This window comes from Enterobacter sp. MGH 24 (genome assembly GCF_000493015.1).
Classification (GTDB): domain Bacteria; phylum Pseudomonadota; class Gammaproteobacteria; order Enterobacterales; family Enterobacteriaceae; genus Enterobacter.
In genome coordinates this window covers 2,395,168-2,408,363 of sequence record NZ_KI535657.1, presented here as the reverse complement: position 1 = coordinate 2,408,363, position 13,196 = coordinate 2,395,168, and the positions used below count along the sequence as shown (strand labels likewise).

The 13,196-nt window shown below is 58.2% G+C and carries 12 protein-coding genes; 4 read left to right on the top strand and 8 right to left on the bottom strand.

The window, feature by feature from the left end; all coding sequences use genetic code 11:
- Positions 1-49: 49 nt before the first annotated feature.
- The 7 genes from tauD to L370_RS10595 all read right to left on the bottom strand — a co-directional run bounded on the left by tauD (position 50) and on the right by L370_RS10595 (position 7,137).
- A complete protein-coding gene (gene tauD / locus L370_RS10565) occupies positions 50-898 on the bottom strand; it encodes a taurine dioxygenase (protein WP_023334656.1) in 849 nt (282 codons plus the stop codon).
- Positions 895-1,722 carry a taurine ABC transporter permease TauC gene (tauC, locus tag L370_RS10570; protein ID WP_010427972.1) on the bottom strand — a complete coding sequence of 276 codons (828 nt, stop codon included), beginning with the start codon at positions 1,720-1,722 and terminating at the stop codon, positions 895-897. Before tauC ends, tauD begins: the two co-directional genes overlap by 4 nt.
- Positions 1,719-2,486, bottom strand: a complete 768-nt coding sequence (gene tauB, locus L370_RS10575; RefSeq protein ID WP_023334655.1) for a taurine ABC transporter ATP-binding subunit — start codon at positions 2,484-2,486, stop codon at positions 1,719-1,721. Before tauB ends, tauC begins: the two co-directional genes overlap by 4 nt.
- Positions 2,487-2,496: 10 nt before the next feature.
- On the bottom strand, positions 2,497-3,459 hold the full coding sequence (tauA, locus tag L370_RS10580) for a taurine ABC transporter substrate-binding protein (RefSeq protein WP_023334654.1): 963 nt from the start codon (positions 3,457-3,459) through the stop codon (positions 2,497-2,499).
- Positions 3,460-3,671: 212 nt separating this feature from the next.
- Positions 3,672-4,604: a homocysteine S-methyltransferase gene (mmuM, locus tag L370_RS10585; protein ID WP_023334653.1), complete on the bottom strand. Its 933-nt coding sequence runs from the start codon at positions 4,602-4,604 to the stop codon at positions 3,672-3,674.
- The gene (gene mmuP, locus L370_RS10590; RefSeq protein ID WP_023334652.1) at positions 4,591-5,991 is read right to left on the bottom strand and encodes an S-methylmethionine permease; all 1,401 of its coding nucleotides are present in this window, start codon (positions 5,989-5,991) and stop codon (positions 4,591-4,593) included. The genes mmuM and mmuP overlap by 14 nt, the downstream gene beginning before the upstream one ends.
- A 237-nt stretch (positions 5,992-6,228) precedes the next feature.
- Complete coding sequence (locus tag L370_RS10595) at positions 6,229-7,137, bottom strand: LysR substrate-binding domain-containing protein (protein WP_023334651.1); 909 nt, start codon at positions 7,135-7,137, stop codon at positions 6,229-6,231.
- Between the two features lie 127 nt (positions 7,138-7,264).
- Here L370_RS10595 and L370_RS10600 point away from each other — a divergent pair, with 127 nt between their 5' ends.
- The 4 genes from L370_RS10600 to L370_RS10615 all read left to right on the top strand — a co-directional run bounded on the left by L370_RS10600 (position 7,265) and on the right by L370_RS10615 (position 12,758).
- Positions 7,265-8,452, top strand: a complete 1,188-nt coding sequence (locus L370_RS10600; protein WP_023334650.1) for an MFS transporter — start codon at positions 7,265-7,267, stop codon at positions 8,450-8,452.
- A gap of 11 nt (positions 8,453-8,463) precedes the next feature.
- Positions 8,464-9,645 carry an amidohydrolase gene (locus L370_RS10605; protein ID WP_023334649.1) on the top strand — a complete coding sequence of 394 codons (1,182 nt, stop codon included), beginning with the start codon at positions 8,464-8,466 and terminating at the stop codon, positions 9,643-9,645.
- 99 nt (positions 9,646-9,744) lie between these two features.
- Positions 9,745-10,854 carry an AI-2E family transporter gene (locus L370_RS10610; protein WP_023334648.1) on the top strand — a complete coding sequence of 370 codons (1,110 nt, stop codon included), beginning with the start codon at positions 9,745-9,747 and terminating at the stop codon, positions 10,852-10,854.
- A gap of 119 nt (positions 10,855-10,973) precedes the next feature.
- Entirely contained in the window at positions 10,974-12,758 is a 1,785-nt protein-coding gene (locus tag L370_RS10615) for a diguanylate cyclase (RefSeq protein ID WP_023334647.1), read from the top strand.
- Positions 12,759-12,770: 12 nt separating this feature from the next.
- Here L370_RS10615 and L370_RS10620 read toward each other — a convergent pair whose 3' ends face one another.
- Entirely contained in the window at positions 12,771-13,175 is a 405-nt protein-coding gene (locus L370_RS10620; RefSeq protein ID WP_023334646.1) for a helix-turn-helix domain-containing protein, read from the bottom strand.
- Positions 13,176-13,196 lie beyond the last annotated feature (21 nt).

The following is a 13,196-nucleotide window of genomic DNA, read 5'->3' as shown; positions in this document are numbered from 1 at the left end:
CAATTGCCGGGTGGCGGCTACGCCTTACCCGGCCTACGGGTGCGACGGTTCAGGGACGGTAAAACGGTTTATCCCCCAAAATCGTCGCCCGCTGCATAATCCGGCGCTGCGGCAGATAGTCCGCATTGGCATAGTGCTGCGTTACGCGGTTATCCCAGATCGCCAGGTCGTTCTCCTGCCAGCGCCAGCGCACCTGAAACTCCGGCTTGGTGATATGCGCGAACAGGAATCCCAGCAGCGCCTCACTCTCTTTCTCGGACACGTCCACAATGCGCGTCGTGAACCCTTCGTTCACGAACAGCGCCTGCTTGCCCGTGACCGGATGGGTCCGCACCACCGGGTGCAGCAATGGGGGATGTTTCGCGACCGCCTCCTGCCAGCGCTGATGCTCCTCTTCCGTTTTCCGGTACTTGTATTCCTGGAACGATTTTTTGAAGTCATGCTCCGCCCGCAGCCCGCTCAGCAGCGTCCGGAACGGCGCGGAGAGCGCCTCATACGCCGCAATCCCGCTGGTCCACAGGGTATCGCCGCCGGTTTCCGGCAGCAGCTTCGCCGCCAGAATGGCCCCGGCGGGCGGCGTCTCGATAAAGGTCACGTCGGTGTGCCAGTTGTCGTTGTCCGGCGGGTTATCGTTGTGGGTGTCCAGAACGATAATCTCCTCCACCCCTTCCGCATGCGGATAGACGGGGTGGATATGCAGATCGCCAAAGCGCAGGGCCAGCGCGCGCTGCTGCTGCGGGGTGATCGCCTGTTCGCGCAGGAAAACAACCTGATGGCGCAGCACCGCGTGGTACAGCTGCTCAAACTGGTTATCGCTCAGCGGACGGGTCACATCCAGGCCCGACACCTGCGCGCCAATGTACGGCCCCAGCGGGGTAATGGTCAGACGTTCACTCATTGTATTTCTCCATGCCAGGGCGTCAGGCGACGCTGTAACGCGCGCAGCCCCAGTTCTAATCCAAAGGCGATCGCGGCGATCACCGCGATCCCTGCCAGTACCACGTCAGTCGCCAGGAACTCTCCCGCCGACTGCACCATAAACCCAAGGCCGCGCGTGGCTGCAATCAGCTCTGCCGCCACCAGCGTGGACCAGCCCACGCCGAGGCCAATGCGCAGCCCGGTTAAAATCTCCGGCAACGCACCCGGCAAAATCACGAACAGCAGCACCTGCGTGCGGCTGGCACCCAGCGACTGCGCCGCGCGGATCCGCACCTGCTGGGCGCTCTTCACGCCCGCCAGCGCCGACATGGCGACCGGGGCGAAAATCGCCAGATAAATCAGCAGGATTTTTGACGTTTCACCGATGCCGAACCAAATCACCATCAGCGGCAGATAGGCCAGCGGCGGGACCGGACGGTAAAGCTCAATCAGCGGGTCGAGGATGCCACGCACCGTCGGGCTTAAGCCCATCGCGATCCCGACCGGTATCCCGATAATTACCGCCGCCAGCAGCGCCACCAGAATACGCGCCAGACTTGCACCTAAGTGCTGCCAGAGCGTGGCATCCATAAAGCCCTGCGGCCCGGCGATGGTAATGAGTTTGGCCAGCACCTGTCCCGGCGGCGGCAGAAACAGCGGGCTGACCCACTGCTGGGCAGCAACCGCCCACCACACCGCCAGCAAGACCAGCAGCGTACCGACGCTCAAGGTGATTTGGCGCGAGAAAGGCCAGCGCAGTGCCAGACGCGTGCGGCGCGTTTTTTCACTGAAGACGATGCTCATGAGAAAGCCTCCCGTTGTTCAAACACGCGGCTTAAGACGTATTCACGCTGTTCGATAAACAGCGGATCGGATTTGATGCTGCGCACGGGTTCTCCCGCGACGTAGCGGCGGGCGAAATCCAGCGGCAAACGCTCCAGCACGCGGCCCGGCCCCGGCGAGAGCAGCACCAGCTCGGTCGCCATAAACACCGCCTCTTCGATATCGTGGGTAATCAACAGCACCTGCTTGCCCGTCTCATGCCACAGGCGCAGCAGCAGGGTTTGCATCTGCTCGCGGGTGAAGGCATCCAGCGCCCCGAACGGCTCGTCCAGCAGCAACAGCTGCGGATTCGCAGCCAGCGCGCGGGCAATCCCCACGCGCTGGCGCTGGCCGCCGGAAAGCTGCCAGATAAAACGTTTTTCCGCCCCTTCCAGGCCCACTTTTTTCAACATCGCCCGCGCCGTTTCCAGCCGCTGTTCGCGGTTGATGCCTGCAAGCTGTAGTCCAAACGCCACGTTTTCCTGCACGTTGCGCCAGGGCAGCAATCCTTCGTTCTGGAAGACCACGCCGCGCTCGGCCCCCGGGCCTTCCACCTTTTTTCCTTCCAATTGAATGGTGCCATGCTGATAAGGGACAAACCCGGCGATCAGATTCAGCAGCGTGGTTTTTCCGCACCCTGACGGACCCAGCACCACCAGCAGTTCACCGCTGTCCAGCGTCAGGTTGATGTCCTCCAGCGCGGGCTTCCCACCGTAATCGGCGTACAGATTTGTAATATTCAGCATGGCGGACTCCTTATTTCACAAAGCGGTCGGTCACGTACTGGCTGTAATCCGCCGCCACCGCGGGCACTTTGCCCTGCTCTTTCAGGAAGGTGGCGGTATCCACAATCGCTTTGTTGACCGGCCCGGCCAGCTGCTGCACCTGCTGCGCGGGGGTCAGATAGGTATTGCCCTTCACCAGCCCCGGCACGTCCGCTTGCGGCACGCCGCTCAGGCGGGAGAGTTTTTCCAGGTTAGCCGGCTGCTTCAGCCATTCATCCGGGTTAGAGATGTACGGCTGCTGGGCGTCAATCGCGCTTTTGGCGAAGGCTTTCACCACCTCAGGATGTTTCTCGGCAAAGTCTTTGCGCACGACCCACACGTCGAGGGTTGGCGCGCCCCACTGGCCCACTTTTTCAGAGTCGGTCAGCACGGTGCCGTCTTTTTCCAGTTCATTCACGGCCGGTGCCCACACATAGGCCCCGTCAATGTCGCCGCGCTGCCAGGCGGCGATAATCGCCGGCGGCTGCAGGTTGATAATTTGTACCTGACCCGGCTTGATGCCCCAGTGTTTCAGCGCCGCCAGCAGGCTGTAGTGCGTAGTTGAAATGAACGGCACGGCGATGCGTTTGCCGATCAGATCTTCCGGTTTGGTGATGTTTTTCTTCACCACCAGCGCTTCAGAGTTACCGAGCTGTGAGGCGAGCAGGAACACCTCAATCGGCACCTGCTGGCTGGCCGCAACCGCCAGCGGGCTGGAGCCGATATTGCCGATCTGCACGTCGCCGGAGGCTAACGCGCGCACGACGGACGCCCCGCTGTCGAACTTGCGCCAGTCGACTTTCGCCCCGCTCTCTTTGGCAAAGGTGTTGTCCGCCTGCGCGACTTTCGCCGGTTCCGCAGAGGTTTGATACGCGACGGTGACGTCCACCGCCTGCGCCTGAAAAGCCCACAGCGCCAGTGCGCCGAGTAATGTGATTCGCGATGAAATTGCCATAGTGCCTGCTCCCCTTGTTGTTATGAGGGCAGTATTTCCGGCGCGGGAATTTTGATAAAGGAATAAAAATGAATCGCTCATAACGATTCGTTTTTAGATAAAAAGCGGGAAAGGATAGTTGGTTTTGTGCGGTTGTTTTTTCCCCTCTCCCCGTGTGAGAGGGTAAGCGATCCGTAGGCCGGGTAAGGCGTAGCCGCCACCCGGCAAAGCACTCAGCGCTGCGCGTTCAGCTCAGCAATGTCTTTCGGCGTGGTCCGACAGCATCCGCCAATCAGCTTCGCGCCAGCTTCCAGCCACTGCGGCAGATACCCCGCCAGCGTCTCGCACGCTTCACCGTGGTGGTGCCAGGTTTTGGTTACCGCGTCATAATGCTCGCCCGAGTTCGGGTAGACCACCAGCGGTAGCGACGTCAGGCTTTGCAGATGCTTCAGCGCCGCCGCGGTGTTTTCCAGAGCAATGCAGTTAATGCCCAGCGCGACAACGTGCGGAGAGTGTGCCAGCACGCTGACCACCTCACGCAGCGGCGTACCGTCGCTCAGGTGCTCGCTGTCTCGTAAGGTGAACGAGAACCACGCCCGGGCGCGGGGGTACTCGGCCAGAAGCGCCGCCAGCGCCTTAATCTCCACAAACGAGGGCAGCGTTTCGCAGGCCAGCAGGTCAGCGCCCGCATCCAGCAACGCTTCCACGCGCGGGCGGTGGAAGGTGGTGAATTCTTCCGCACTGCGCACGTAGTCGCCGCGATACTCAGAACCATCCGCCAGATACGCGCCGTACGGCCCAACGGAGCCCGCCACCAGCAGGGTGCCCGCATGCGGGTTTTCGGCCAGATACGCTTCGCGCGCCTTACGCGCCAGCTCCACGCTTTTGCCGATCAGCGCACGAGACTGCGCTTCGTCCAGACCGCGTGCCGCAAAGCCCGCAGGCGTGGCCTGATAGCTGGCGGTGATAGCCACCTGCGCGCCCGCACGATAGTAATCGAGATGCACTTCACGGATGAGTTCCGGGTTTTCCACCAGCACTTTGGCAGACCAGAGGCTGTCTGCCAGGTTACAGCCGCGCGCTTCCAGCTCCGTCGCCATCGCGCCATCCAGCACCACAAACGGCTGCTTTTCAAGGAGGGCGGTAAGCGGGTTATTCTGCGACATGTTCAGGCTCCTGCGATGTCATATTTCGGGTCAGGTAGTACGCACCATAACACAGGGCGACAAACGGAAGCCCGCAATAAAGGGCAATGCGCTGGCTTGGGTCAAACCACAGGCCGACACAGGCCACCACGCAGAGGATAAAACCAAGCACCGGCACCAGCGGATACCACGGCGCGCGGTACTGCAGCGCAGAGAGCGGCTGCCCGGACTGCAGATGACGGCGACGGAAAACGAAGTGCGACGCGCAGATGCTGATCCAGACCGCCACCACCGCAAAACCTGAAATCGCCGAGAGCGCGACGAACACCGTGTCCGGCGCCACGACGCTTGAGAACAGCGCCAGCACGCCGCCGAGCATAGAGACCGACAGCGCCGTCAGCGGCACGCCATTTTTGTTCACACGGGCAAAGCAGCGCGGGAGCGTTTTCTCGTTAGAGAGCGACCACAGCATGCGCCCGGAGGCATACAGACCCGAGTTCGCCGCCGAGAGGATCGCCGTCAGGATCACGAAGTTAACGATATCCGCCGCGTAAGGAATACCGACCTTTTCAAACACCAGCACGAACGGGCTCTTTTCCACGCCCGCCTGCTGCATTGGGATCAGCGCCGCCAGCACAAACACGGTACCGATAAAGAAGATAATCAGGCGCGCGATGGTGGTGCGGATCGCAACCGGAATGACCTTGTGCGGGTTTTCGGTTTCACCCGCCGCGATGCCGATAAGCTCGGTACCGGAGAAGGCAAAGTTCACCGCCACCATGGTCATCAGGATCGGCAGGCCGCCGTGCGGGAACCAGCCTTCGGCAGTGATATTGCTTAAGCCCGGCGCGGGGGAACCGTCCTGCATCGGAATAAAGCCAAAGACCGCCGCCCCGCCAAGAATAATAAAGGCGATGATGGTGATGACTTTGACCAGGGAGAACCAGAATTCGCCTTCAGCAAAGAAGCGCGTCGAGATGACGTTCAGGCCAAAAATCACCACGCAGAAGACCACGCACCACGCCCAGACGGGCACCTGCGGGAACCAGTACTGCATGCAGAAGCCCGCGGCGGTAAAGCTCGAGCCGAGCGCGACCGTCCAGGTGAGCCAGTAGAGCCACGCCACGGTGTAGCCCGTCGCCGGGCCAAGATAGCGGGCGGCATAGACGTGGAACGCGCCGGTTTCCGGCATCGCCACGGAGAGTTCGCCCAGACACTGCATCACCAGCCAGACCACCAGCGCGCCTATCAGGTACGCCAGCAGCGTGCCCGCCGCCCCGGTCGTGGAAATGATGTAGCCGGTATTGAAGAATAACCCTGTCCCAATCACGCCACCCAGCGAGAGCATAATCAGGTGGCGTGTTTTCATGGTGCGCTTAAGCTGCCCATTTTCTTGTTGTGTTTGCATATTACCTTCTATACGTATGGACATCTAAACATCCAAAGAAGGTGTGTTATACCGCGATTGTTAATAAAAAGCTAGATGACCAGACGCAAACGGGCGCGCCGCGCGCTCAGTCTGGGGTGGGTCGTGAGGATCACATAGAGAATCGGACGCCAGGCCATAAGCACCTCCGCAAGCAGATACTTACAGCATGGTGCGGACGGCGTCGATCCTGGGTCAGTCAAAAGTCGTATCTTTTCCCTACCAGCTAAACCCTCTGCAGGCCTCGCGCAGGCGGATTAAAAACTGGCGCGCGTTAGTGGTCATCGCCGATTTCTGCGACCACACCGCACAATACTGAGCCGACGGCAGTTGGGCGATGGGCAGCGCGACCAGCTTGTCATCAAGCTGCAGCGGCTGACACATTGCCCGAGCAACCACCGTTAGATAGTCCGCGTTGAGCACCATACTCAGGCCGGTGATAACAGAATCCGTACGCAGCGGAGTCACATCGACCTGTCGGTAAAAATGGCTGAGCTCATTTTGCAGCTGCTGGTAGTAACCCATTGATGACTCCGGCAGCAGCCATTTGGCCTGACGTAGCGCCATCAGATCCCGTGCGTCAGCCAGCGGATGCCCTTTGCGCGCGACGATACAAAACGGCGAGGTGAACAGGGGTTCGATCATCACCCCTTCTGGCGGCGCCATCGGATCGACAGACCCGATGGCGATGTCAATTTCACCGTTGCGCACGCCGGGTAACAGCGATGATAATTGTCCTTCTTTAACCGTCAGCAGCACCTGCGGCAGCGTCTCTTTAAACGCCTCGGCCACATCGGGAAACACCGTCAGCGCAATCAGTGACGAGAATCCCACGGTCAACCGTCCGTGGGTGTAATGGTTAATCTGTTCCACTTCATCTGCCGCACGGCGCAACTCTTCCAGCACCCACTCCGCGCGTTGGGAAAAGGCCATTCCCGCCTCGGTCAGGGCGATGCCCTCTTTGCTGCGCAATAAAAGTTGCGTGCCTAAAGTTTGCTCAAGCTCACGCAATGTTCGGCTCAACCCGGGCTGAGAAACGCCCAGCTCACGCGCGGCTGAACGAATACTGCCGCTACGTGCCACCTGACGAAAGGCCTGAAGATGCCCAAGCTTTGGCAAATATCTCATCACTCACCCTATAACAAAAAAGCATCACCTATAGAAAAATTATATCTTCCCGAGTCTCGGGTAAACCCCTAGATTCGGAATACACACCACACTCCTCATCACACTCTGACGTCAGGCGGAAAATAATATGAAAAGCCAGTCACAGATGATTTTTTTGCTTTTTGTCGGCTATGTCGTGGTTTATATCGATAAAACCGTCATGGGGTTTGCCCTGCTGCCTATCGAAAAAGAGTTCGGCCTCACCAGCGCGGAGCTGGGCTACATTACCGGCATTTTCTTCCTGGCCTACTCTCTCTTTCAGCTGCCAGCGGGCTGGATGAACGACAGACTCGGCTATAAAACCATGCTGATCCTCTCCCTGTGCGCGTTGGGGATTTTCGCCCTGTGCTTCGGTGCGCTGGGCATGAGCTTTGGCCTGCTGCTGCTGTTTCGCTTTCTCTCCGGAGTGGGGCATTCCGGCTATCCCTGCTCTTGCGCGAAAGCGGTGGTCAGCAATTTCACGCTGGAAAAACGTACCTTTGCGCAATCGGTTTTGCTTTCCTCCGCCGGGCTGGCAATGACCGTGGGGCCAATTGTGGCCGTCTCTGCACTGGAGCATCTGGGCTGGCACGCGTCGTTTGTGGCGCTGGGGATCGTTGCTTGTGCCATCGGCGTGCTGATCGCCGTGCGCGTGCCCTATCAGAAACCTGCGCCGCGCCAGCAGTCAGGTGAGCAAAACGGCGCCCTGTGGCGTAACCCGACGGTGGTGCTACTCTTTGTCTCTGTGTTCTGCGTCAATATTCCCAGCTATGGACTGATGGCCTGGCTGCCAAAATTCTTCGTCCAGAGCAGGGGAATGCCGCTGGAAACCTCCGGTTATATCGTCGCCGTCGGTGGCGCGGGGATTTGGCTCTCGTCCTTGTGCACCGGCTGGTTCGTCGGGAAATATTTCCATAATCGCGAGCCGCAGGTGATTTTGATCTGCGCGCTGATCGGTGCTGCCGCTATTTTCGGCATCTTCCATACCGCCACGGCACTGACGGCCAGCATCCTGCTGTTCGTGGGCGAGATCTTCCTGATGGCAACCTTTGTTACCGCCTTTACCCTGCCGATGAAACGCCTTCCGGAGAACATTATGGGCTCGGCTATCGGCCTGATAAACACCGGTGGAACGCTGGGGGGCTTCGTTTCGCCTGTCGTAATTGGCTATCTTGTCGGGAAAAGCCACAGTTACGAAAGCGCGTTTATTTTCCTGTCACTGGCAATGGTGTGCGCGGGCGCGGCGATAGTACCGCTGATAAAAAAACCTGTGGCCACGCTGCCGATTACTGACTGAAGGAGACCGTCATGAAAAGTACCACTGAAAACCTTATCCGCGACGTTAATGAAGAGGTGATCCGCTGGCGCAGACATATTCACGCCAACCCGGACCTCTCGTTTCAGGAAAAACCCACCGCTGATTTTATTGCCCGCGAGCTGGGGAATCTGCCGGAACTGGCGATAAGCCGCCCGCTGGAGAACAGCGTGGTAGCCGTATTGCAGGGCGAAAAACCCGGCCCAACGTGGGCGCTGCGGGCCGATATCGACGCGCTACCGCTTCAGGAAGAGAGTGGAGAATCATTTAGCTCCACTCAGCCCGGCGTGATGCACGCCTGCGGTCACGATGCCCACACCGCCATGTTGATGGGGGCAGCAAAAGTGCTCTGCCATCTGCGCAGCCAGCTTTGCGGCAGCATTAAGTTTATCTTCCAGCCTGCCGAAGAAGTGCCACCGGGCGGCGCACGCGAGCTGGTGAAGAAAGGGGTCGTTGACGACGTCGAAAAGATTTTCGGCCTGCACGTCTTCCCTAACAGCCCTACTGGAAAAATCACGCTGAAAGAGGGCGTTTACGTCGCCTCCAGCGATAACTTTGACATCACTATTTTTGGGCGGGGTGGCCACGGCTCAATGCCGCAGTTCTGTATCGATCCGGTGGTAATCGGCGCTGAAGTTGTTACCGCACTGCAAAATGTGGTCGCACGCAATCTTGACCCGATTAACGCCCCGGTGCTGACCATTGCCACCTTCCAGGCCGGTGATAGCTATAACGTCATTCCGGACAGCGCCCGTCTGGCAGGAACGGTGCGAACTCATAATCAGCAGGTTCGTGAACAGGTTCCTCAGCTGATGCAGCGTATTGTTGAAGGCGTAGTGAGCGCCCACGGGGCGCGCTGTGAGATCCGCTGGCAGCAGGGTTATGCCGTCGGAAATAACCATGCCGACACCAACGCCATAGCCAAAAAAGCCATTGCAGAGCACTTTGATGACGAGACGCTGCAGCTGGCCGATCGTGCGCTGTTCGGCAGCGAAGATTTCTCATCCTATCAGGAGAAAATTCCCGGCTCGTTCCTGTTTATCGGCTGCGGCAACGAGGAAAAGGGAGCGGTATGGAACGTCCATAACCCACACTTCCGCATTGATGAAGCTGCCCTGGCCGTGGGCGTTAAGGCACATGTTGCGCTGGTTAGCGCGTTATTTGAGGCGATTTAACGCCTCACCAACCATTGCACCTTACCCGGCTGCAATGGTTGGTAATTCTCACAATCAGTTCTATAGTCGACACAGTTTCTTAGTAACCAGGACTGACTGATGCGCTTTAACGGACTGACCAAAGGTTTCTTTATCTTCATTCTTGCCCTTGTGACCTGGGCTTTCTTCGACGTGCTGTCGCCCTACTTCTCCGCGATACTGTGGGCCGCTATTCTGACCGTCATCTTCAACCCGGTAAAAAACAGGCTGCGCGCCGCGCTGGGGGATCGCAACGGGCTTGCTTCGCTGTTGACCATCGGCATTATCTGCCTGATCGTCTTTATCCCGTTGATGGTGATCCTCTCCTCGCTCGCCATTGAGCTGAACATGGTTTACACGAAGCTCCAGGAGAACAACACCCAGTTCCCGGAAGTGGTGGCTAGCATCTTTAACCATCTGCCTGACTGGGCCAGCGGCTTCCTGGCGGATCACAACCTGACCAACGCGGCGCAGATCCAGAAAAAACTCTCTGACGTCGCCCTGCAGGGCGGGCAGTATCTCGCGGGCAGCGCGTTTCTGATTGGCAAGGGAACGTTTGGCTTTGCGATTAGCTTCGGCATCATGCTTTATCTGCTGTTCTTCCTGCTGAAAGACGGCCCGTATCTGGTGCGCCAGATCCTCGATTCTCTGCCGCTGTCTGATTTCGCCAAGCAGCACCTGTTCGCCAAATTCGTCGGCGTATCGCGCGCCACGGTAAAAGGAACGGCGGCGGTGGCGGTGGTTCAGGGCATCCTCGGCGGGATTGCGTTTGCGATTGCGGGTATTGACGGCAGCGTGCTCTGGGGCGCCCTGATGGCCTTCCTCTCTCTGGTGCCCGCCATCGGCTCGGCAATTGTCTGGGTGCCCGCCGCTATCTTCCTGTTCGCCACGCACCAGATCTGGCAAGGGCTGTTTATTGTCGGCTTCTTCGTGATCGTCGTTGGGCTGGTGGACAACATCCTGCGCCCGCTGCTGGTGGGAAAAGACACCAAAATGCCGGACTACCTGATTCTGATCTCCACCCTCGGCGGCATGGAGCTGTACGGCATCAATGGGTTTGTGATTGGCCCGCTTATTGCCGCGCTTTTTATCGCCTGCTGGAACCTCTTCTCCGGGCGCGATCACGAAGGTAACGCCGAAGAGCTGGATCCCGACTTCATCGAAGAAGGAAAAAATCCTCCAGAATTGTGAGGATGTGACGATAAAGACCACACCAGGCGGCGCTGTGCCGCCTTTTTTTACGCCTTAAATCAAACGTTTTCTATAATTTGAAGAACGCTGTCCTCTTCATGTCGTAAAAGGATCATCAGGTGCGAATCGCGACGATAACAAACTGGGCCTATGGTGCCACGGTCTGCCTGACCATCGCCTCCGGCATTATCATGCTGATGGCGTCCAGTGCTGACACTGCCGAACGTCAGGCCGTTGAACAACGTCAGCGTTTTGATGCGCTTACTGAAGATATTGAAACCGATGCCTGGGCTCAGTCCGATTTAGCGCGCCTCTACGTCATCAAAAAAGATCCGCAAACGCTAAAGGAATATAGCCAGTCAGAAAATAACCTGAAGAACATAGAGATACGGCTGGAAAAACTGCGGGACAACGGTGCATCGGATGATGAACTGTCCCTGCTGCGCGAAGGCATAAAAATTATCGATGAGCTGCAGGACGAGCAGCAAACCGCCCTCTCCAGCCTTGAGCGAGGAGAAGACGCACAGGCCGTTGCGCTGCTCTACGGTACGCCCTATGAGCAGGAGCTGGAGCGCGCGCAGAACCAGATCGATCATTTCCGCCAGATACTCGACAAACGCGTCATCGCCTCCGTTCAGGACGCGACAAAAAAATCGAAAGCGCTGCGTACGGCGTCTGAGCTGATGGTCGGCCTGACCGCCCTGCTGTTCTTATTTGTTCTCGGTTTTATATTAAAGCGGCGCGTGCTGCGCCCCGTGGTGCGCCTGAGCGACGTGGTACACCGTCTGGCGTCTCAGGATTACGCGGTTGAAACGCCCAATTTCAACCAGATTGATGAGATTGGCGATATGGCCCAGGCCATCCGCATCTTCCGTGAAAATGGCCTTGCGCGACAGCGTCTGGAAAGAGAGCGCGATGCCGACTGGGCCATCCGCGAGCTGCTGGCGCGCATGACCCAGCGGCTCCAGGGGTGTGAAAACTTTAACGATGTGATTAACGTGGCGGAGCTGTTTGCCCCCAATATCGCGCCGGGGATCGCGGGCCGGCTCTATGTCCTTGACCGCGATCCGTGGCAGATGCGCTGCGTCGCGCAATGGCTTTCACCGGTTGGTGAAGAGACGAGCTTCCATCCGGACGAATGCTGGGCCGTGCGCCGCGGGCAAAGCCACCCGCCGGTAAACGGTGAGCCGGATATCGCCTGCTACCATCTTCCCGCATCACAGGCGGAAAGCTCGCTGTGCGTGCCGCTTATCGCCCAGGGCGAGGCCATTGGCCTGCTCTCCTTTCAGAATATTACGGCGGACAACGCCCCTTCCCGCGCGTATCTGGAACTGATGGCCGAAGCGCTCGGGCTGGCGCTGGCCAACCAGCGTTTGCGCGATGCGTTGCTGGAAAAGGCCTTGTTTGACCCGCTCACCGGCCTGCGTAATCGTCATCATCTGGAAGATACCCTGCAAACCCAAACGGCACAGGCGATGCGCACCGACGAGCCATTAAGCTGCATGATGATCGACATCGATCACTTCAAGAGCATCAACGACCGCTTCGGCCATGAAGCGGGCGATCAGGTGATTAAAAGCGTGGCGTCGATTGTTCAGCGGGCAGCCCATGAGAATGGGCTGGCATTTCGCTACGGGGGTGAGGAATTTTTGGTGCTGCTTTCCGGTGCCGATGAAGCCGGCGCATACGCCTGCGCGCAGAAGATTTACAACGGCGTGCATGAGCTGTCGCTTCGCTACGGGCTGACAGAGATTGGGCCGGTGGACGTGTCGATTGGCATTGCCAGCTACCCGCAACATGCCCAGACTGACAACCTGCTGCGCGCCGCGGATGTGGCCCTGTACCGGGCGAAAGAGCTGGGCCGCTCGCGGATTGTGAGTTTTGGGATGCTGGAGGCGGGTTAGCGGATTATCGCTTTACTCGCGCGTCACTTCAGTAATCAACACCGACAATCCATTCAGGTAATGACTTTTTTTAGCCTGCTCACGGTATTTGGTTGGGGAGAGTCCATATTGATTCGAGAACGCTCTGCTGAACGTTGACGGCTCCTCGTAGCCTAACATCGTGAATATATCTGAAACAGAGAGCTGCGTATGTCTGAGCATATGCGCGGCTTTTTCAAGTTTCCGGCTTCGAATATAGAGACCGATACTTATGCCACACTCCTGGCGAAAGTTCCGCTGAATGTAAGCCAATGAATAACCGGATTTCCGTGCCACCTCTAAAACGGTAATGGGCCGATATAAATTCGAGTCAATCCAGTGAGTAAGGGACTTAATTACAGCTTCACGATCTTTTAAGAGAGTAAACTTTATACACATAAGTATCCACGAAATTTTATT